Below are 20,642 nucleotides of genomic sequence, written 5' to 3'. Positions count from 1 at the left end.
GCTAATTACTCACACATCTGCACGTTGACTCATATTATAGACTGAAACCACAAGCTTTCATTACAGCTTCACGCTATTCCCCTTAATAACTTATAGTGTGACATAGCAAAAGGACATTACCAAATTCACAACCTCAACATTAGCCATCATTGTCGATTAATTCACACAAGTAGCCATTCCGCAAATCTACCAACAAGGGTATTACACGAAATACTAGGTCAGAATTACGCCATTAGCTTAAAGTGGTTGATATTGATGAATTAAGTCGAAGTAGACAAAACGAAGGGGGTTAACTCAATTGCTGCTGCACTGCCTCAAAATCCCAATACGCTTTAAGTGAAACAATTTTTCCAAGGTCATTTGCGCGATAAACAACCACCATATCTAGTTGCATCGTTATCCCGCCGGCAAGCGTATTTACCATTTTAACCACATTGGCACATTCATCACCCGCCGGGTGAGATGACACAATCGTAAAATCAATATCGCCAGCTGCGATAACCGTGTCCCAGAAATTAGCAATTGCCGATTTACCCGTGTGACCACAACCTTCTGGATCAAGTGGCGATACCCCAACTGGATCTTGCACACAAGCATCATCGGCAAACAAATCTAACCAAGCTGCTTTATTGCCCTGCTCTACATACTGGCCCGATAAACGGCTGGCCTCCAGCGCTAATCTAGCATTCCCCATGACACCTTACCCTTTGCAATTAAGACAACTAGCAGACGCTGATAACACCTTCACCTTAGTGAAGACCGTATCAGCGTCTGATGCTATTAAGTTAGAATCGGAGTGTTACATCCACACCATAGCTTTTGGGCTCACCAAAAAAAGCACTTCGATAGGTGCCCAAGCTAATCGAATGCACCTTATATTCTTCACTATCTAAATTTCGCCCCCATGCCGACACTTCAACATTAGCCTTACCTATAGAGATATCGGTAACAGCTAGGCGAGCATTTACTACACCATAGTCATCCAAGAAAAACCCCTCTAGGTCATCATTAAAGGCCGTGCCATACCGCTCATCGCGCCAGCTATAATCTACCGATGCCTGTAATAACCCGAAATTAATAGACGCTTCGTAATCTAAGCCTATCGTAAATGATTGCTTGGGAGCGTAAGGCATTACCGCACGATCAGACACATCTTGACCAAACGTTGGTTCGCTAGGACGCTGATCTATATATTCAATAAAGTCAGCATAGGTATACCCATAAGACGCTTGTAGCGTAAGGCCGTCTACCAATACCGCCATGAAATCAAATTCAAAGCCATCAACTTCAGCTTCACCAACATTAAATACGTCCGTTAAGAAGATTGTAAAATTATTAGTGATCTGCTGGAGCTGCATATCGGTGTACTCCGCATGGAATGCCGCCGCGTTAAAACTAATTCGACGATCCAGCCATGTAGACTTTAAGCCAAGCTCGTAAGAAAGGATGTTTTCTTCATCAAACGGTGGCTGAAAGCCTGCCTCGGTACTGCGCACATTGAAACCACCTGATTTGTAGGCACTAACGACTTTAGCGTAACTACTTAAGGTCTCAGTCCATGCATAATCCACCATTAAGCTTGGATTAAAATTGCTCCAACTTTCACTGCCACTCTGCGGCCCATTCACAAAGGTGATGCTAGATTTGTTAGCCGAGCGATCATCCATGGTGTAGCGACCGCCCAAAGTAATATCTAAACGATGATTCATTGCCGAAGGTGACCACGTTAACTGACCATATATCGCCTGCGCTTCACTTTCAGAAATAATTTGGCGATTTTCTAGAGGGAATCCACCGTAGGTGTCCTCCTCAATTTCATTGCCCGTTTCACGGAAATAATAAATACCAGCTACATAGTTAATGTCGGTCTTATAACCCCCAACCAATTGCAGCTCTTGTGATACTTGCTCTTGATCAATATCAACACTCACCCGAAAGCCAGGTGTGCCCGCATCGTAATCTTGCACGCTAGTCTCATTTAACTCTCGGTAAGCAGTAATTGATTTAAATACCCCCACAGAAGTATCCAGCGTAAAAATCAGGCTGTGGCCACTGATTTCCGTATTGGTTGGCTCTGTGCCACCAAACCACTGCCCGCTACTGTTTCGACTATTTGATGCTGGCGCCGCTGGGTTGGGTGACACACCCGAAACTGGCTGATAAAAATGCTGCGGTCCATCTATTTCAGAAAAATCGTAGGCATAGTCTATCGACATCACGTCGCTGATATCCCAGCGCAACGCTAAACGTCCCGCCGATTTATCCTCAGCGCCAAAGTTTCTGCCCGGCCCGGTGTTGTTCACCCAGCCATCATGGGCTGAACGCAAATACGTTAATTTAGCCGCGACATCACCACGCTGACCAGACTCTATTTTGGTCAATGTCTTCCAATAACCTCGATTACCACGACTCACCGTTTGGCTCAAACCGGCTTCTTCAGAAGGTTTAGCCGTAATTAAATTGATAGCACCACCTGTCGTATTGCGGCCATAGAGAGTGCCTTGCGGACCGCGTAACACTTCTATTCGCTCAAGATCCGCAACATCACTACTTAGACCAATACTCCGAGCCATATAAATACCGTCTATATAAATACCAACCGCAGGGTCTTGAGTCGATTGGCTGTCGTTATTACCCACGCCACGCATGAAAACAACTAATGAGCTCCGGCTAACAGGGAAAGGCGTAATTTCAACATTGGGCGCCAAACCACTCACATCACCTAAATCGGTAACACCAAATCGCGCGAGCTTCTCCGCTGAGAATGCCAAAATCGATATCGGTGTTTCCTGCAATGTCTGTTCTCGCTTTTCCGCTGTGACCAACACTTCCTCTAAACTAAGTGTTTTCCCCGCGATCTCATTTGCCACTGTCGCTGGCGCTAAAAAAACGCCCATCATGGCCATCGCCAACGTAGATCTGCGTAGATTGGTCATTTTTCCCTCTCATGTCATACTGATGCAATTATTGTTATTTTTAGCTAATTCAAGCCAAATACTTACAGGCTGCAGCCTAGTTTGCATGGCTACAAACGCGGTAAATAATCGCAGTGAACAGGACTAGAGGAACATCACCCATTCGACGTAGGTCAAAGGTCGGAGGCTGAAATTAGACAATACCTAGCTCATGGACACCGGATACAGGTCAGTCGACACACATAATGCCCATCCAAAAAATTAACACAGGACACAAACAATACTCATGAGTGATTTTGCTCCCACCGGACTATTACAAAACCCCCACACTCAATCGATATTGGCCTCTACCTCACTGAGACGGCTGCGCATATACCCACAGGCGCGCGCAATGCTAAATACCAGTAAATCTGTGATATTAGATTGTGGTGATGGTCATCAATTACTCGGGGAATACAGCGCCCAAGGTAAACGCAGCAAAGGTCTTATTACGCTTATTCACGGCTGGGAAGGCCACTCACAATCCAGTTATATGTTGTCTGCTGGCGGCACGCTTTTTAATGCTGGCTACGATATTTTCCGTTTAAATTTGCGCGACCATGGCCCCAGTCATCACCTTAATCGCGAACTTTTCAATTCAGCCCGCATTGAGGAAGTCCTTGGGGCAATTCAAACTATTCATAAAACATACCCCCAGCAATGGCAATTTTTAGCCGGTTTTTCCCTGGGTGGGAATTTTGCGCTTCGCATTGCGGCTAAGGCTAAAGAAGCTGGTATCCACCTGCAGCAAACTATCGGTATATGCCCTGTGGTAGACCCCGCAAAAACCATGAATGCACTGGAAACCGGATGGTGGGTTTACCATAAGTACTTTGTTAATAAATGGCAAAAATCACTCAAGAAAAAAATACGTTACTACCCAGAGTTGGGCTACAAGGATGAACTACTTAAACTAAAAACATTAAGAGAAATGAATAACTATTTTGTCCCAAATCACACGCCATTCCCTTGTGCTGAAGACTATTTTGAGGCCTATAACATCACTGGTGATGCACTAAACTCGCTATCATCAGCAACGCATATTATTGCCACCCAAGACGACCCAATCATACTTGCCGAAGATTTTTCACGACTGCCGTCTAATAACGAATTCCTTCACATAGAAACCAAGCAATACGGCGGCCACTGTGGCTTTATAAAAAACTATCAATTAGATAGCTGGTTGGATGGCCGGCTAGTAGAGCTCATCAATCTCACCCGTTTTCCTAGCGGGCACCCTAGCAATCCACCACAACCATAAGCCAAATAAGCCGTCAGTAAGTAGGGCTATTTTGAATCGCGCTCAGCTATCTGTTGAGCTATAGCCAGCACTCGCACGGCCTCTTCAACATGTAAGGCTTCAACTAACCGTCCATCAACAAGTACCACGCCCTTGCCTTCAGCCTCCGCATTTTGCCACGCAGCTTTAATTTTACTCGCCCGTGCTATAACCGCCTCAGAGGGAGAAAAAGCCTGATTAGTAATGGCTAATTGTTTGGGATGAATTAGAGTCTTGCCATCAAATCCAAGCTCAACACCCTGCTCACAAGCAAATAATAAGCCCTGCTCATCTTCTAGATCTAAATGAACACCATCAAAGACATCAATACCATGGGCGCGCGCAGCCAATACGCAAATTCCCAGCGATGTCAGCATACCTAAACGTTGTGCGGTATGCGGAACACGCAAATCCTTCGCCAAATCAGAGGTCCCTAAAACAATTCCGTCCATTCGCGGATGTGCGCCAGCAATGTCATTTACCGCCAAAATACCACGCGGTGTTTCTGCCATTGCCCATAATTTAATTTTCGAATTAGCACCCGCCTGCTGTAACACCTGTACTACAGCATGAATTTCCGCGGCAGACTCTACTTTAGGTAAACAAAGCGCTGATATAGGCGCGTTAGCAAATGCTTCAATATCTTTGCGCCCCCACTCGGTATCAAAACCATTTACTCGCACGACAAGTTCTCTTGGCCCGTAGCCACCCGCCGTCACCGCAGCTAACACCTGTTCTCGCGCATAACTCTTCTGTGCGGGGGATACCGCATCTTCCAAATCAAGAATAAGCACGTCGGCATCCAGACTGCGTGCTTTTTCTAACGCTCTGGTATTCGAGCCGGGCATATAAAGTAAAGAGCGTCTAGGATTGTTAGCCATTGTTCAATACGTCTCAGGGTGAAATGGAAAGTTTACCACAGCCCTCTCTACACGAAAGTGGCAAAAAGCAAACGACTTAACGCGGCTTTTCTCTTCGGATCAATTGCGAATCATTATCAATAACGGGTAGAATGTCTAGCTCGGCATTATGCCCGCATTGTTACCCATCCGCGGAGATTTTCCATGTTAATCCTGTTACGGCAAATTCTATGTGTTTTCTATGCAATGACACTGACCTTTAGTGTCTATGCAGCAACACCTCAACCAATAGACAACAACGATAAGCATGCCGTCGCGGTTCACTATACGAATATGGCTTACGCGATATACAGCGACGCAGAATTAAGTGCCATAGCCTTAAAAACAAGCATCGAAGCCTTGGTAAATTCACCAAGCCAAAACACCCTTAACGCAGCAAAAACCGCATGGAAAACGGCGCGTAAAGCCTACCAGCAAAGTGAGGCATTTCGTTTTGGTAACCCCATCGTTGACGATTGGGAAGGTCAGTTAAATAGCTGGCCACTCGATGAAGGCTTAATTGATTATGTTAGCGACGATTATTTCTTTGCCCTAGGCAATATTGGCGCAGAGCTAAATATTATTGCCAACGAAACAATCACCCTTGGTGGCGAAGTCATTGATGCCAGCCAGATCAATGCCGAATTACTGCGCAGCTTGCACGAACTAGGCGGTTCCGCTGCCAATGTCACCACCGGCTACCATGCCATTGAATTTTTACTCTGGGGACAGGACCTTAATGGCCACAATATCGGCGCAGGAGAACGCCCCTACACTGATTACCTAGACTCCGAGCAATGCACGCATGGTAATTGTAATCGCCGCGCTGCCTATCTTCTCACCGCAACCACGATGTTAGTCGAAGATCTTCAAGGTATGAGCACACAATGGGCTGCGGATATTGAAGATAATTATCGTAGTGAGTTACTCGCCATGGACAACGATATCGTTCTAGCGCGAATGTTATACGGCCTAGGCTCATTATCTCTAGGAGAGCTTGGTGGCGAGCGCATAAAAGTATCGCTAGAAGCCAACTCCACCGAGGATGAGCACGACTGCTTTAGTGATAACACCCACTGGTCACATTATTACAATGGTTTAGGTATTCAAAACATCTATCTTGGAAAGTATCGTCGTCTAGATGGCTCCACCTTGTCTGGTCCATCGCTCAGTAGCTTAGTTGCCAAGGCAAATATTGATGCGGATAAAGAGACACAACAAGCACTGAACAAAACAATGACAGCACTTACGGTATTAAGCAATGCAGCTGAAGCCAAAGACAAGCCCATGAAATTTGACATGATGATTGCCGAAGGTAATAAACGCGGCGAAGAAATTTTAAGTAATATTCTTGATGCGTTAGTAAGCCAAACCCGCGCTATCGAGCAGGCCTCAGCTGCCATCGGCATTGATCCGACCGCAACCGGAATTTAATACTTGTTCCTGAACCGCACAAACAACAACGGTCAGATAAAAAGGCGATGTAACTTACTTATCCTTTCTTTCATCGCCCTGACCGGCACGGCTTGTGCTGAAAAAACGCCTCGCATGGAAGATGCTAGCCCCACCGTAACACCCAGCATTAAGAGCTCTACTCTCCACCCCTTAAGTAATGACCAAGGTGGGCGTTACACTATTTCAAACCGAGGCAGACAAAGTTTAGAACGCCCTCAACCTCTGCTCACATTGGAACAACAACTAGAGTGGGCCGTGGGTAAAAGCTTTGCAAAACAAGCCTGGATAACTTCACCAGCAACAACAACCGCCAGAGATGGCCTCGGTCCGCTTTTTAACGCCAATAGCTGTACAAGCTGTCACAAACACAATGGCCAAGGACAACTTCCACCTAACGGCAACGGGCTTATATTACGACTAGAGTCGACTCCCCAAAAATTTGGCGAGCAATTGCAAGATAGGGCCGTCTTCGGAGTGGAGCCAGAAGGTCAAATAGATTGGCAAACAAAAAACAGCAGGTTATCAATCGCTAACAAGCAGTATCAATTGTCTCAACGGCAATTTTTTATTGCAGGTATGCCGCATATACCCGTATCAGCCAGACTTGCTCCAGCATTGATAGGCATGGGCTTATTAGATCGTATCAGCGATGCTGACATTTTGGCGAATAGCGACCCGAATGATCGCAATAAAGACGGTATCTCTGGACAAGCCAATTTACGCCAAAGTAAGACCAGCAATCATAAACGCCTGGGACGATTTGGCTGGAAAGCCAGTCAAACTAGTTTGCACCAGCAAGTTGCCCTCGCTTTTTTTGAAGACATGGGAATCACTTCTTCGCTACACCCCAAACAGCCATCACAAGAAACCAAGAACACCGCAGAACTGGATATCAGTGACAAACTCCTTTTGGCAGTGACAAATTACATCGCCAATCTGGCTGTACCAGCGGCTAGTCACGACGATTTAAGTCAACAAGGGAGTGTTGTTTTCAATAAACTAGGCTGCGCCGGATGCCATATACCCACGTTTAATATAGGCCCCTCCAAAGCTAATTTTATCGAAACGGAACATGGGCAGGCCTCGCTCACCCAACATGATGTAAACGAAGCCATATATCCTTTTAGTGACTTACTTTTGCATGATATGGGCGCCGCGCTTGCCGACTCGCATCCCAGTGATCACACCCCAGGCAATGAATGGCGTACTGCACCGCTCTGGGGGCTTGGCATGCGGACAGAAAATCCTGACAATACCCGTTTACTCCACGATGGCCGCGCTCGCTCTATCAGCGAAGCCATACTCTGGCATGCAGGCGAAGCAGAACAGAGTAGACTGCGCTTTACGCAACTTTCACAGGCTGACCTTACCGCCCTCTTACATTTTCTTAAGGCTCTTTAATGATCTTTTCAGCGATGAACTTACTTTTAAGTAAACCAAGTAAACGTGCAGTAATGGCAGGCCTCAGCATAATCGCCGTTGCAGCCTGCAGCCCCCCTCCAAGCTCCAAGATACTACTAGACGCCACAGCCAGCGGTATTGTCGATAACTACCAATCATTAAGCCTAGCGAGCCAGTCCCTTGCAACAGCGGCAGAAACCTTCTGCCAGGCACCCAACGACAATAGCAAATACGAGCAACTACAGTCCCATTGGAAATCAACTACCGAGCGATGGTCAGCCGTACAAAACATCCAATTTGGACCACTGATGATCGACAATCAGGCGTGGAAAATACAGTTTTGGCCAGATAAGAAAAACCTAATCGCAAGAAAAGTTGAGGCATTATTAAAAACTGAAGAGCCACTAACGCTTGAGCGTGTGGATGATGCTAGCGTCGTCGTACAGGGGCTGTCGTCATTGGAATATCTCTTATTTGATAGCAAAGCCGGCCAACAAACTCGCTATAGTGAGCCACAAGGTCAGCGACGCTGTGAATTACTGGTAGCGGTCACCTCACACCTTCAAGCTGTTGCCAACGGCCTTTACAACGACTGGCACGCAGAAGGTGGCAACTACCTTGCCACATTTACCTCAACCGGTGAGAAAAACCCTGAGTTCCCAGACGACAATGTTGCCATTGCCTATTTACTCGACACCCTAGTTTCGGGAATAGAGTTAATAAAGCGCGATAAACTTGAAAACCCGCTAGCCATCACTACCAGCAATAACACTCAATCTAGAGCGCCACAAACCCAAATTTATCAACTTGAATGGTGGCGCAGCCAATACTCAAAAGAAGCGATCATCATTAATTTGAAAACACTCGAACATATTTTTAATGGCGGCGAGGCTTATGGTATTGACGATTATTTAAACGAAGCGAAACAACAAGGTCCGCTGAGTGAGAAAATCAAACAAGGCTTTGAAAAAAGCATCGCGGCTGCATCGGCCATAGATAATAGTTTATTCAGTATTGCCAATATTCCTGAACAACGCCCATCACTACTAACCCTTCATAATGAATTAGCTAAATTACTTGCCTTACTCCGAAACGAATTACCCGCTGCCCTAGGTGTTAGCCTTGGGTTTAATTCTAAGGATGGGGATTAAGTATTCACAACTTTAGCGAGGGTATAGCTATGCATCGACGTCAATTTATATTTCGCAGCGCCGCACTGTTATCGGCACCGCTTATACTTAAGTCAACGACTGGAGCTCAGGCACAAGACAAAAATGAGTTCAGCCCTATTATTAGTGCCGCGACAGACGCTAGCGGAAATCACATTGGGGTGTGGAAGCAAAACCATTGGGAGTATTCTCAAGCTATTCCGCATCGCGGCCATGATAGCGTCTACCACCGCCAACGTAACGAACTGGTCTTTTTTTCCCGACGCCCAGGCAGAGAGCTATACATTATTGACGCTGATAACGGCGCTTTACTGCACACCATAAAGAGTGAAAAAGGTTTCCACTACTATGGACATGGCTGCATCAGTAAAGACGGTCACTACCTCTATACCACTGAAAATAATGTCGCAAACGACGGAACGGGCAGTATTGGAATTTACCAATGCGACAACGACTACCACTGCCTTGGCCATATTGATTGCGAAGGTATCGGCCCCCATGAACTAGCGCTTATGCCTGATGGTGACACCTTGGTGGTTGCCATCGGCGGTATCAAAACCCTGCCCTCAAGCGAGCGTGAAACCCTCAACCCAGACAGCCTTGCTTCGGCTCTACATTATATTAATTTGAGCGATCAAAAAGTTATCGAGAAAATATCGGCACCACACTATCAGCTCAGTCTCCGCCATTTGGATGTTAGTCCTGATGGCACCGTCATTGTCGGAGCCCAATTCCAAGGGCCACTACCATCAAACAATGCCCTCGTATTCAGCCACCGACGTGGCCAGCCTTTAGTCGCCATGGATACCGCCGAGCTACCCCTACAGTTTAAAAAAGATTATATCGCCAGTGTGTGTATTGATAGCGAAGGCGCATGGGCCGTCACTACCTGCCCCCGAGACAATGTAGTTTGTTTATGGAATATCCAAAAACAGTCTTTGCATCAAGTCTGGACGCTTCGTGACGTAGCCGGTGCCGTGTATGATGCTGCCTACCAACAATTCATTCTAAGCAATGGCAATGGTCAATTACTTGCCCTCACACCCGGCACCAACGCACTCAAACAGCTTGCCTATCGCGCCGGTACACACTGGGACAACCATCTCACATTACGCGTATAAGTAATTAGCTTAATCACCGCACCGGAGACAAGATGAAACGCAGGACCTTGTTAAAAACAGCGGCGGTAAGCCTTGCTGGAGCCAATCTGCCAATATTGACACTTGCAATGAGCTCAGGCGAAAACGCCGGCAGAGCGGAATACGACTATATATTAACCGCAGAGCCCGCTAAAGCGCGTATCGCGCCAAACGGCGACAGTGACATTCTTGGCTTTAATGGCCAATTCCCCGCCCCACTTATTCGTGCAAAACAGGGGCAAACTCTGCGAGTTATGTTTATTAACAAACTTAACGAGCCCACTACCATACATTGGCATGGCATACGCATTGAAAACAATATGGATGGTGTTCCCCATCTAACCCAAGCACCCGTTCCCGCTGGCGGTACTTTTTTATATGAATTCACGTGTCCGGATGCCGGCACATTCTGGTACCACCCCCACATGAATAGCGTTGAACAATTAGGTAAAGGGCTGGTTGGTGCATTGATCGTAGAGGAAACAATCCCGCAGGATTATCACGACGTCATCATTGGTTTGAAAGATTGGCGTCTTAACAAGGACGGCAGCTACTTACCGCTCTCCATACCACGAGAAGCATTCCGCGACGGCACCTTAGGTACAATCGCTACTGTTAACGGCCAACTTAAGCCAACAATTGATGTTCCCGCTGGTGAACGACTAAGGCTACGCATTCTAAACATGGACAACACCCGTGTTTTTAATCTAAGTATGCGAAATGAAAGTGCTCAAATTATTGCGATTGACGGCAACCCTATTGCCGTGCCAATCGCCCTCGACTCTCATCCTACAGGTGCAGGCATGCGTCTAGACCTTGGCTACATTAGCCCAAACGAGATTGGCGCAGAAATACCTATATTTGATATGAAAGGCCGCTTTGGCCTAGAAATCTGTCGATTAAAAACCGTCCCACCAACAAAGACGAGTAAAGTAAAAATGGGGATTCCAGCCCTCCCCCTCAACCCCGTCCCGGCGCCAGACCTGTTATCAGCTAAAACATTAAATTTCGCTTTTGAATGGGCTGGTGCGCTATCACCCAGCAATACAAAGGGACAAGTTGATCACAATTTTTGGTTGATCAACCGCCGCGCCTGGAGTGATCATAGCCATCAAGACTTACCCGATCCACTAGCAATACTTAAACTTGGCAAAAGCTACATCTTTGAGTTACACAATGCGACACCACACCACCATCCAATTCATTTACACGGTTTAATATTTACCGTCTTAGAATCCGATAAAAAAGATATTACCCCCTTCCACACCGACACCATTCTATTAGAAAAAAATGAACACGCTAAAATCGCTTTCGTTGCTGACAACCCGGGAAAATGGATGTTTCATTGCCATGTGATTGAGCATATGAAAACCGGACTGATGGGTTATATCACAATTAAATAACACACCTGGCAAAAACATCTGCGGTTACCTTAAGGATAGCTTATAGCTGCCTAAGTCGAGGTTTTCATAGTTGTGGTGTGTACCGGGGGCGAGGAGTACATTGTTCTCTTACTTGATAGCGGCCGAGCTGCCACCATAGAACTCGCTAACAGAGTTATACGTAGTTTATTCGAGCAGTATATTCCTCATTCAAGCAGCCCTATTACCGACCGTGTTACGGTTAGCGCAGGCGCTGCAACCTCTGAGATTAATGATAAAACAACCGCAGAACTCCTCATTACCCAAGCAGATAACGCCCTTTACACTGCAAAGCATAAAGGGCGGAATCAGGTCAGCTATTAAAAAACCACCCAATCCTTATAAGCCTGCGAGAATCATTCTACTAGCATTGCCATCACTGAGATTTTGCATTTTCTGATATTGCTTTGGTACTCATGTTTACCACTTTGCGCTCAGCTATAGTACCGAGATCTTTCGATTTACCAGCTGCCGTAGCCGTAGTTTTACTCTTTGCTTTCCTAGCGACGGGCTTTTTAGTCGGAGTTACCCCTCTTGGCTTCACTCGACGCCGAGGCGATGAAACGCCCCCCTCGTCAACCTTGTTGAGGGCTGGCTTTACTTCTCTCTTCTTTACTGTCTTAACAGTATTGGCCTTGGTAGTTGGGACTTTCTCTGTATTTTCATCTGGCTTAACCGCCGCCAATAATTCTGAAAATGCCTTTTCTATACATTCTCGATAAAATGCAGGATCGGGCATAGCGTCCCTATCACCAAGAATTGACATTGTCATAATGCCATTGGAACTAAAAATTAAATGAAACAGGCCCACCCCAGGCGTTAATAAACCCAAACCGTAATATCGCACCATCTGAGCACCGGCCGAATAAAGTGGGAAATTCGGCCCAGCCACATTGGAGACCACTGAACTGATGCCAAGCGGTAAATGCCGCGTCCATTGATTATTTGAGTAGCTATTCACCAAGGGGCGCGTTATTGCCGGCGACATAACACCAGCCAATTTTAAAACATCAACTAAGGGCGAATTTTCACCGTAAACTTTAGCTTCTTGCGAACTCCTATAAATTGCCTTTAATCTGTCCAATGGATCATGAATATTGGTGTGTAAATCGACAAAAACAGAGCCAATCTGATTGTTTTCATTGGTCATCCCACGTCGAGTGCGCATATCTAGGGGGATAGACACCGACAAACTTTGATCAGGTAGCTCATCATGGTGGCGCAAGTAATGACGCAAGCCACCAGCAACGATACAAAGCACCACGTCATTAATTTTAACGCCTGCAAAGTCCTTTAAAAACTTCACATCGTTTAGTGGAAACTCCGCCGCCTCAAAAACACGATATGGCCCAACAGGTGTATTAAACCGCGTCCGTGGTGAGGCAATGGAGGGAAGCGGTATTTTCTTTTGGGCCATACCTATCGCCATTTTCCCTAAATCACGTAATACGCCGGCGCCCCCTGTGAGCATTCGAACACCATTTTTTACGTTATTCAGTGCTGAGGCTGTCGCTAAATACATAGCACCTGGCGAAACATCAACGCTAACAACACTAGGCCCTTGCGGCACCGCTGAGGGGTCAGGTTCAAGGTCATGGATCACCGACATAATGGAAGATCCTCCGGCGCCGTCCACGAGGGAATGATGCATTTTGGTATAAATCGCAAAGCCACCTTTGGGAACGCCAGGAATATTATCTAAACCTTCAATAATATAGGCCTCCCAAAGCGGCCTATTCATATCCAGCGGCCGTGCGTGAAGCCTTGCTACTAAGATACAAAGCTGACGCCAGTCACCGGGTTGCGGAAGTGCGATATGACGGATATGGAATTCAACATCAAAATTAGCATCTTCAACCCAATAGGGCCGATCTAAATTTCCGGGCACCTTGAGCAGTCTAGAACGAAAAATAGTGTGCTTTGAGAGACGGCGTTCAAAATTGGCGATTACCCCCTTAAACCGGACAAAACCACCTGGCGCCGTTGAAGGGTCATAAATACCTAAACCGCCCACATGTTGTGGGGTGTTTGGGTGCTCCAAATTGATAAATGCGGAATCTAAGACGCCTAGCTGCTTCATGCAAAAAACCCTCTTATTGTAATAGCCTGACCCTTTTCATGTGATTTGCATGAAAGAGTCTTCAGACATAGTACATCAATTATAAAAGGATCAAAGTAATTCAAATGGATAGCGCGGCAAATAACCGCTGGATAAGGTTAAAACTGAGGCCAGTGTGACGGGAATTCGAAAAAAGGCACTGGCTATAAGCCCCGGCAGCGCTCTAATTTCTATTGGGTAGGCACGTGGGGCTTAAATAGCTAGTCCGCCCGCGCTTTGCGCTGACGTGCTGGCGGTGGAGCGCCCACATGTTCCTCATTGCGTAAACGTGCAAGCTCCACCTGCTTCTGACGGTCGCGGAATCGTTTCTTTTGATCCTCGGTTATCACATTAAAACAAGCTGGGCATGTCACCCCCTCTTCATAAAACTCACTTTGCTTGTCAGTGTCATTTATGGGCCGACGACAACCATGACATAAATCATGCTGGCCCGTCGCTAAACCATGGGTTACCGACACTCTATTATCAAAAACAAAGCATTCTCCCTGCCACAAACTTTCTTGCTCAGGTACTTCTTCCAAATATTTTAGAATACCGCCTTCGAGATGATAAACCTCATCAAAGCCTTCCTGCTTCATAAACGCTGAGGCCTTTTCACAGCGAATACCTCCTGTGCAAAACATCGCGACTTTTTTATGTTGCTGGGGTTTGTAATGTGCTCGGACGTATTCTGGAAACTCTCTAAAACTCGTGGTTTTTGGATCAACAGCACCACGGAAGCTCCCAATATCTACTTCATAATCATTTCTAGTATCAATTAATAAAACATCGGGGTCAGAAATCAAGGCATTCCAATCAGCAGGCTTCACATAACTACCCACTACTTCATTGGGGTCTATGCCCTCAACGCCCATGGTGACAATTTCTTTCTTGAGCTTTACCTTCATACGATAAAAAGGTTGCTCATTATCAAAAGATTCTTTGTGACTCAGGTCTGTTAAGCGATCGTCATTCCGTAAATACGCGAGTACACAATCAACACCATCACGAGATCCCGCAATTGTGCCATTTAAGCCTTCACTAGCCAGTAATAACGTGCCTTTAACACCAGCACTTAAGCAAACCTCAAGCAAGGGCTCACGCATATCATGGTAATTAGGGAGGCTAACAAATTTATATAATGCCGCTACAACAAACTGATCCATATGAGTCTTAACCTTGGTCCTTTTTACTACCACCTAAACAATTTGGAGAATCCGGTGCCGGAGCCGCTCTATCTTGCCACTCATCAGGTGTGTAGGTGTGCATTGCCAAGGCATGAACTGGTCCTGCTAGCTCTTCGGCGAGTAGCTGATAAACGTGTTGTTGGCGGGCCACCTTGCGTTTTGCGTTAAAGGCATCCGTGACAATCACTAACTTAAAATGTGTCTCAGAATTTGCCGGTACGCTATGCATATGGCTCTCATTAACCACATCAAGGTATTGCGGGCTCAACGCCGCCTGTAGCTTCTCGGTAATACTTTGCTGAATAACCATATACAAACCTCAGGGCCCAAATCGGTGGGTATTATACACGTCTGGCCGGTTTCTTACTTTTTTCAGCCGCACTACGCAGTGCAGCTTGGTAGGCTCGATTTGCCCAGACAATCAACATATCCATATCATCAAGGGCTTCTTCTGGAGCTTGGTAGTAGGATAGCGCGATGGTTTTTTCACCACGTAAATAAGTAAAAGGCGGCAAGCCAAGCGCGTCAAAATCGCGTTTACTATCATTATCAATCTTCAAATAGAGGGTATTATCAATGACTAAAGCGAACATCAGCCCCTCTAAAAACACCCCATAGCCCCCAAACATTTTTCGCCCTTTCACAGGACCTACCCACTGCAGTTGCTCCATCAGGTAGTTAATAAATGCCGAATCAGCTGCCATATCAGTCTCCTCTACGCAGCGAGCAGGTTTGGATCCAGTAGACTAAGCCGACGAGCCAGCTCATCACTATCTTTTGCCAATCCCCAGCGCATATACCCTTCTCCACCACAGTGGTAGACCCTAACTGACAAGCCAACTTGATAACATGCAAGCTGCAATCGCTTAGCTTTTTCAAGTGGCATTACCAAGCTTATAAACAGCCCCGACTTAAGACAGCGTACATCGCTGTCTCTAAACGTTGCGGCTAGTATTTCTGCCTGTGCTGTAGAAGTGCACTGCAATGTTTTAAGCATCTGCTGCTGCCAATTATCATCCACCAGCGCTCGCTGACCAATCCATTGCGCAGGACCACTTACCGCCCACGGACCCAGCTGACGATCAAGCTCTGCTAACAACTGTGAATGAGCCAGTACAAAACCCAATCTAAGCCCCGGCAAACCAAAGAACTTACCAACCGAGCGCAGTAAAACAATGCCTTGCTCACCCGCTAAGGCCGACACATCACTTTCTGGGTTGGCATCAGCAAATGCTTGGTCGACGACGAGCATGCCATTATCCGGCAATAATGTTCGCCAGTATATTAAGTCATCTACTGTCACTTGGTGGGTACTAGGATTATTAGGGCTGATCAGCACTAAATGTGTTATCGAATCACGACAAATGTGCTCGGCAATGACATCACGCCCATAGCACTCAAAACGAAATACGTTATGACCAGCCAATTGCCAGCGAAAACGATGTTCTTCGTACCCAACGGCGGGAAGCAATACTCGCCCCTTAGACGCGAGAGAAGGCAAAAGCTGAATAACGGGCTGACTTCCCGCAGTGGCTAAAATATGTTCTGCAGCAACGCCATAGTACTGAGCTGCAGCCTGCTGTAATGCCTCACTAAAATAAGGCAACTTACCGTAACATTCTATCGGTGGCGTAGGCACAGGCCATACCCAAGGATTTACCCCAGTAGCCAAGTCCAGCATCGGAGCATTTGACCCAGTATCTGGAAGACCGATGGGGTCGCCGCCGTGTTTTGGGATATCCATCACACCAATACTCCCATCATCAGCAAAACAATAAACCACCACACCAGGAGCCGATTTATCAAAGCAATGCTCCGTTCTATATCTTTCACGGCCGGTTTAGATCCACACCCCAGGTCGGCGCGTTGTCGTGTTTCACCATGATAACTAGCCTCGCCGCCTAGGCGAACATTAAGGGAAGCCGCGCCACTTGCCATCACTGAACCAGCGTTAATACTTTTCCAACGCCAACCTTGCCCAAACCAGCACACAAACCCTCGTCGCGATAACGCCAGCACACTAAATCCAAATGCAGTTAGTTGTGCAGGTATAAAATTAAGCAGATCATCACTGCGTGCAGCCCACCAACCATAATAATAATATCGGCTATTTTTATAACCCCACATCGCGTCTAATGTATTCGCTAAACGGTGTAATACAACACCCGCCGGCCCAGCGACTGCAAACCAAAATAAGGATCCAAATAAAGCGTCATTACTATTTTCTAGCGTGGTCTCCATGCTCGCAGCCAATATCTGCTCCTCGTCCAACCCTGCTGTGTCACGACTGACTAAATAACCTACTTTAACCCGAGCTGTAGAAACGTCCCCCGCAGCCAAAGCCAAACCTATAGGTCGAATATGCTCACATAAACTACGCCAACCAATTGCCCAATAGAGTATCAAAACATCCAAAACAAACACCGGCACCACTGAATATTGTGCTAAGTAATAACGTAGCAACCAAGCCAATAACACCGGAGGAAGGACTAATAAAAACCAAGCTAAAACGCCAAGTGCTCTCAATCCAAAGGCAGAGCTAGGGCGATTTAATAACCGCTCAAGCCATTTAGCTGCGTTACCAAAACCAACTAAGGGATGCCAGCTGCGCAGCTCACCAAGAAGTCGATCAAGCAGTACTGACGACAAGCAAACGGCGGCGACATAAGCAGTCGCCGTTAACATGACAAAGAGCTCAAGGCTGAAAATTGATCACGTTGATTTAAACTAGGACGTAAGAGAAATAACACGACAGAGGGATTAATGCTTGGTTGATACATACTCTACTCATGGATTCTGCGTGTTTATCAGGGATGATAATATTCAAAACCCAAATGCACACCATCAATACTCTACACAAACCCGCCTACTTGCAGCTTGATGCATAGCATAAATCAGAGGGTTGAATAACAATAAATACCTTGTAGCGACGAGCAACGTTTTATATGAACCTACTCACACGCCAAGTCGATAAAAAGCGGCCGCATTATCCCACAGCACCTTCTTTGTTGCAGCATCCCCAAGCGCATTGCCAATAATTTCAATATCCACTGGATTAAACGCGCGTGGAGATCGAGTGGAGGGTAGGTCGGTACCAAACATCAGGGCATCAGGGTTAATATCATATAAACGCCTGATGGCTTGACTGACGGCAAAATCCACCCTGCCAAACCCCGTAGCCTTTACCCTGACACCATTTTCAGCAAGCTGATACAGTAGCGGTAAACCTGCCTTTGACAGGCCAAGATGATCAATACTAACAGCCGGTAGCTGACACAATTTACCGGCAAGACTATCTAATGTTTTACAATCAGCATAAATTTCAATATGCCAACCCAGTAGATCATAAATACGGTGCGCGAACTCGCATAGATGCTCACTCGTTTCAGAGCCACCTCGCCGTAAATTAAAGCGAACGGCTCTAACACCGTGCCCCGCCAATAGGATTAAATCTTCATCACTCACCGAAAAAGGGAGCTGCGTTACCCCTACAAAAGTAGGTCCCAATGCGGCTAATGCGGTCACTAGATAACTTTGATCAAAGGTTTGAAATGACCCCGACACTACCGCGCCACCACCTACTCCTAGCGACGCCGTTTGACCTACGTAGTCGTCAACAGTGAAAGCCTCTGGAATATACCCGTCATTGCTAACCAGTGGAAAGACCGGATCAATTATGTGTAAATGCGCATCAAAAATCATGTGCTGCATACCGCTCCCACCTCCGCCAGCTATACTTTAAAAAGCCTGCGCACCAGCATCATTTTATTATTAGATGAAAAACAAACTGTAAAGCTAAACAACATTCGCAGATTTATACGTTAAATGCAATGCTCATAAAACATCGCCATCTACCGCGGCCAAGCGGTTTTTTGCCTCGATCCACTGCGACATATACTGGTGGCTTTTCAGTGTTTGGTGGCGGAGCATCACGCTGTTAAAATGCAGCATTCTGTGTCGCTCAAGCTGGGGGAGTAATTCATCAATTCGCTGTTCAAACTGCGCCAAATGCGCATTACGAGAAAAACGCGAAGCAATGAGCGCCCGCCCTTGTAGTTGCGCAGCTTGCCAAGCAGCTTGGTCTTCATAAAACCGCAGCACTGCAGCCGCAAAATCCTCTGCAAATTGCGCGGAGTCTTTCACAATAGCCCCACACCAAGGCATCTCTCCATGCATACCCTCAGCGCCAATATCACTGGTAATAGACGGTGTTCCGCACTCCATCGCCTCAAGTAACTTTCCTTTCTGACCAGCGCCAAACCGCAATGGTGCCAAACATAAACGCGCCCCCTCAACCACGGCGGCAGCGTCGGTAGCCCAACCTTTAACTAAAAAGCCTAGTTTCTCACTGTGTAGCTGCAAGGCTTTTGGCGGCGGGTAAGCGCCGTAAATATGACATTCAAGCGTGGGGATTGATTTACGAATTTTTGGCCATATCTGAGATCGTAAATATTGAACGGCATCCCAATTTGGCGCGTGCCGAAAATTACCGATAACAACACAATGTTGACGATCAGAAAAACGTCGCCACTCACTCACATCGTAAGCATCACGCAATGCCAGCAACGGCAAATAATGCAACACGTCTTTGGCCACCCCAAAAGTATGCTGCAGAAGATTGAACTCATAGTCGGAAATAATAAGACTTAAATCACAACGCCAAATTGCCGCAATTTCTCGCTGTGCCAATTCGCCAAAGAAGTCTTCGCGCTGAACCTGCCGCCCTTGTTTTAAGGCTTGATGCCTGGCGTGGCGCAAACAGTGTAAATCTTCAGTGTCGAGTATGCGTAAAGCTGAGGCACAGCTGCGCTCAACGCGCCAGCCAAACTGTTCTTCGGTAAAAAAACGGTCAAAGATGACCACCTCTGGTTTTAATTCAGCCACAAAGCTATCGAAGCTAGAACAATTTAAGGAGATACTGGCGGTGACAACACCCTGCGCCTCAAGATCAACACTATGCTCACCACGCTGGGCGGCACTCGCAAAAGTAATCTGAGCGCCACGCGCTTTGAATACCCCAATCAAATCCATCATGCGCCTACCGGCAGCTGAAGAATTTGGCTCTGGCCAAACATAACCTATCACTAAAACCTGCATTAAAACCCTAGAGAAGAAATATGACAGTATATAAGCATGACTAGATGATCTTTTTCACCAACACAAGCAACCCTCTTGCTTGCCAGCATTTAATCTAGCCCTTAGGAAAATAAAGAGGAATTTTTCTCACTAATCTGTTGATTCAAGGTCCAATAGTCATAAATGATACCGAGTAAAAACAGTCCGCCGGTCAATAAATATAAAATTGCCGTGAACCACTTACCCATATAAAAACGATGTAAACCAAATATCCCTAAAAAGGTTAATAGCACCCAAGTCATCGTATAACTTGTAGTTCCCGATGCGTATGTCGAATCTGCACTGCGATCCATGCTAGGAATAAGAAATAGATCGATGAGCCAACCGATTAAAAACACACCCAAGGTAAAAAAATAGATCGTTCCGCTTATAGGTTTACCGTAGTAAAAACGATGCGCCCCCATAAAGCCAAATATCCATAAAATATAGCCAACTACTTTACTATGGGTATTATTCATCAAGTTTAGCTCCTGGTGCTAAATACGGCGACGCAGACAAAAAAGC

At 46.3% G+C, this 20,642-nt stretch carries 19 protein-coding genes; 7 read left to right on the top strand and 12 right to left on the bottom strand.

Features of this window, described 5'->3' with window-relative positions:
* Positions 1-289: 289 nt before the first annotated feature.
* Complete coding sequence (locus AELLOGFF_RS06735; protein WP_159267954.1) at positions 290-694, bottom strand: nuclear transport factor 2 family protein; 405 nt, start codon at positions 692-694, stop codon at positions 290-292.
* A gap of 91 nt (positions 695-785) precedes the next feature.
* Positions 786-2,936 carry a TonB-dependent receptor gene (locus tag AELLOGFF_RS06730; RefSeq protein WP_159267953.1) on the bottom strand — a complete coding sequence of 717 codons (2,151 nt, stop codon included), beginning with the start codon at positions 2,934-2,936 and terminating at the stop codon, positions 786-788.
* A 370-nt stretch (positions 2,937-3,306) separates the two neighbouring features.
* On the opposite strand from AELLOGFF_RS06730, the gene AELLOGFF_RS06725 reads away from it, so the two are divergent.
* Complete coding sequence (locus AELLOGFF_RS06725; protein WP_235035737.1) at positions 3,307-4,215, top strand: YheT family hydrolase; 909 nt, start codon at positions 3,307-3,309, stop codon at positions 4,213-4,215.
* Positions 4,216-4,241: 26 nt separating this feature from the next.
* Here AELLOGFF_RS06725 and AELLOGFF_RS06720 read toward each other — a convergent pair whose 3' ends face one another.
* Positions 4,242-5,114, bottom strand: a complete 873-nt coding sequence (locus tag AELLOGFF_RS06720; protein WP_159267951.1) for an HpcH/HpaI aldolase/citrate lyase family protein — start codon at positions 5,112-5,114, stop codon at positions 4,242-4,244.
* 183 nt (positions 5,115-5,297) lie between these two features.
* Between AELLOGFF_RS06720 and AELLOGFF_RS06715 the strand changes: the two genes are divergently transcribed.
* The 6 genes from AELLOGFF_RS06715 (at position 5,298) to AELLOGFF_RS06690 (ending at position 12,041) form a co-directional block, all read left to right on the top strand.
* Positions 5,298-6,566, top strand: coding sequence for an imelysin family protein (locus tag AELLOGFF_RS06715; protein ID WP_235035736.1), 1,269 nt, complete (start codon positions 5,298-5,300; stop codon positions 6,564-6,566).
* A gap of 3 nt (positions 6,567-6,569) precedes the next feature.
* A complete protein-coding gene (locus AELLOGFF_RS06710; protein ID WP_159267950.1) occupies positions 6,570-7,988 on the top strand; it encodes a di-heme oxidoredictase family protein in 1,419 nt (472 codons plus the stop codon).
* Entirely contained in the window at positions 7,988-9,139 is a 1,152-nt protein-coding gene (locus AELLOGFF_RS06705; protein WP_159267949.1) for an imelysin family protein, read from the top strand. The genes AELLOGFF_RS06710 and AELLOGFF_RS06705 overlap by 1 nt, the downstream gene beginning before the upstream one ends.
* A gap of 29 nt (positions 9,140-9,168) precedes the next feature.
* Positions 9,169-10,278, top strand: coding sequence for a DUF1513 domain-containing protein (locus AELLOGFF_RS06700; RefSeq protein ID WP_159267948.1), 1,110 nt, complete (start codon positions 9,169-9,171; stop codon positions 10,276-10,278).
* 32 nt (positions 10,279-10,310) lie between these two features.
* Entirely contained in the window at positions 10,311-11,699 is a 1,389-nt protein-coding gene (locus tag AELLOGFF_RS06695; RefSeq protein WP_159267947.1) for a multicopper oxidase family protein, read from the top strand.
* Between the two features lie 72 nt (positions 11,700-11,771).
* Complete coding sequence (locus AELLOGFF_RS06690; protein ID WP_159267946.1) at positions 11,772-12,041, top strand: diguanylate cyclase domain-containing protein; 270 nt, start codon at positions 11,772-11,774, stop codon at positions 12,039-12,041.
* 52 nt (positions 12,042-12,093) lie between these two features.
* Here the strand turns inward: AELLOGFF_RS06690 and AELLOGFF_RS06685 are convergent, their stop codons facing one another.
* From AELLOGFF_RS06685 to AELLOGFF_RS06645, 9 genes are all read right to left on the bottom strand, one after another.
* Positions 12,094-13,797, bottom strand: coding sequence for a WS/DGAT/MGAT family O-acyltransferase (locus AELLOGFF_RS06685; protein ID WP_159267945.1), 1,704 nt, complete (start codon positions 13,795-13,797; stop codon positions 12,094-12,096).
* Between the two features lie 239 nt (positions 13,798-14,036).
* Positions 14,037-14,981, bottom strand: a complete 945-nt coding sequence (locus tag AELLOGFF_RS06680) for a rhodanese-related sulfurtransferase (protein ID WP_159267944.1) — start codon at positions 14,979-14,981, stop codon at positions 14,037-14,039.
* Positions 14,982-14,988: 7 nt separating this feature from the next.
* Entirely contained in the window at positions 14,989-15,312 is a 324-nt protein-coding gene (locus AELLOGFF_RS06675) for a BolA family protein (protein WP_159267943.1), read from the bottom strand.
* Between the two features lie 31 nt (positions 15,313-15,343).
* Entirely contained in the window at positions 15,344-15,706 is a 363-nt protein-coding gene (locus AELLOGFF_RS06670) for a TfoX/Sxy family protein (RefSeq protein ID WP_159267942.1), read from the bottom strand.
* An 11-nt stretch (positions 15,707-15,717) separates the two neighbouring features.
* Positions 15,718-16,746, bottom strand: a complete 1,029-nt coding sequence (locus AELLOGFF_RS06665) for an aminotransferase class I/II-fold pyridoxal phosphate-dependent enzyme (RefSeq protein WP_235035747.1) — start codon at positions 16,744-16,746, stop codon at positions 15,718-15,720.
* Complete coding sequence (gene cbiB / locus AELLOGFF_RS06660) at positions 16,746-17,687, bottom strand: adenosylcobinamide-phosphate synthase CbiB (protein WP_159267940.1); 942 nt, start codon at positions 17,685-17,687, stop codon at positions 16,746-16,748. The genes AELLOGFF_RS06665 and cbiB overlap by 1 nt, the downstream gene beginning before the upstream one ends.
* A 270-nt stretch (positions 17,688-17,957) precedes the next feature.
* On the bottom strand, positions 17,958-18,713 hold the full coding sequence (locus AELLOGFF_RS06655) for an amidohydrolase family protein (protein ID WP_159267939.1): 756 nt from the start codon (positions 18,711-18,713) through the stop codon (positions 17,958-17,960).
* 123 nt (positions 18,714-18,836) lie between these two features.
* Entirely contained in the window at positions 18,837-20,036 is a 1,200-nt protein-coding gene (locus AELLOGFF_RS06650) for a glycosyltransferase (RefSeq protein ID WP_235035735.1), read from the bottom strand.
* Between the two features lie 164 nt (positions 20,037-20,200).
* The gene (locus AELLOGFF_RS06645) at positions 20,201-20,596 is read right to left on the bottom strand and encodes an NINE protein (RefSeq protein WP_159267937.1); all 396 of its coding nucleotides are present in this window, start codon (positions 20,594-20,596) and stop codon (positions 20,201-20,203) included.
* Positions 20,597-20,642 lie beyond the last annotated feature (46 nt).

The organism is Zhongshania aliphaticivorans (assembly GCF_902705875.1).
Taxonomy (GTDB): domain Bacteria; phylum Pseudomonadota; class Gammaproteobacteria; order Pseudomonadales; family Spongiibacteraceae; genus Spongiibacter; species Spongiibacter aliphaticivorans_A.
This window is presented reverse-complemented; position numbering and strand designations above follow the sequence as displayed.

What these genes read in the sequence shown, in the direction of transcription:
- AELLOGFF_RS06650 (WP_235035735.1), bottom strand. Translation starts at nt 20,036, where the DNA reads ATGATGGATTTGATTGGGGTATTCAAAGCGCGTGGCGCTCAGATTACT.
- AELLOGFF_RS06665 (WP_235035747.1), bottom strand. Translation starts at nt 16,746, where the DNA reads ATGGATATCCCAAAACACGGCGGCGACCCCATCGGTCTTCCAGATACT.
- AELLOGFF_RS06700 (WP_159267948.1), top strand. Translation starts at nt 9,169, where the DNA reads ATGCATCGACGTCAATTTATATTTCGCAGCGCCGCACTGTTATCGGCA.
- AELLOGFF_RS06645 (WP_159267937.1), bottom strand. Translation starts at nt 20,596, where the DNA reads ATGAATAATACCCATAGTAAAGTAGTTGGCTATATTTTATGGATATTT.
- AELLOGFF_RS06680 (WP_159267944.1), bottom strand. Translation starts at nt 14,981, where the DNA reads ATGGATCAGTTTGTTGTAGCGGCATTATATAAATTTGTTAGCCTCCCT.
- AELLOGFF_RS06720 (WP_159267951.1), bottom strand. Translation starts at nt 5,114, where the DNA reads ATGGCTAACAATCCTAGACGCTCTTTACTTTATATGCCCGGCTCGAAT.
- AELLOGFF_RS06695 (WP_159267947.1), top strand. Translation starts at nt 10,311, where the DNA reads ATGAAACGCAGGACCTTGTTAAAAACAGCGGCGGTAAGCCTTGCTGGA.
- AELLOGFF_RS06705 (WP_159267949.1), top strand. Translation starts at nt 7,988, where the DNA reads ATGATCTTTTCAGCGATGAACTTACTTTTAAGTAAACCAAGTAAACGT.
- AELLOGFF_RS06735 (WP_159267954.1), bottom strand. Translation starts at nt 694, where the DNA reads ATGGGGAATGCTAGATTAGCGCTGGAGGCCAGCCGTTTATCGGGCCAG.
- AELLOGFF_RS06675 (WP_159267943.1), bottom strand. Translation starts at nt 15,312, where the DNA reads ATGGTTATTCAGCAAAGTATTACCGAGAAGCTACAGGCGGCGTTGAGC.
- AELLOGFF_RS06670 (WP_159267942.1), bottom strand. Translation starts at nt 15,706, where the DNA reads ATGGCAGCTGATTCGGCATTTATTAACTACCTGATGGAGCAACTGCAG.
- cbiB (WP_159267940.1), bottom strand. Translation starts at nt 17,687, where the DNA reads ATGTTAACGGCGACTGCTTATGTCGCCGCCGTTTGCTTGTCGTCAGTA.
- AELLOGFF_RS06725 (WP_235035737.1), top strand. Translation starts at nt 3,307, where the DNA reads ATGCTAAATACCAGTAAATCTGTGATATTAGATTGTGGTGATGGTCAT.
- AELLOGFF_RS06655 (WP_159267939.1), bottom strand. Translation starts at nt 18,713, where the DNA reads ATGCAGCACATGATTTTTGATGCGCATTTACACATAATTGATCCGGTC.
- AELLOGFF_RS06715 (WP_235035736.1), top strand. Translation starts at nt 5,298, where the DNA reads ATGTTAATCCTGTTACGGCAAATTCTATGTGTTTTCTATGCAATGACA.
- AELLOGFF_RS06685 (WP_159267945.1), bottom strand. Translation starts at nt 13,797, where the DNA reads ATGAAGCAGCTAGGCGTCTTAGATTCCGCATTTATCAATTTGGAGCAC.
- AELLOGFF_RS06730 (WP_159267953.1), bottom strand. Translation starts at nt 2,936, where the DNA reads ATGACCAATCTACGCAGATCTACGTTGGCGATGGCCATGATGGGCGTT.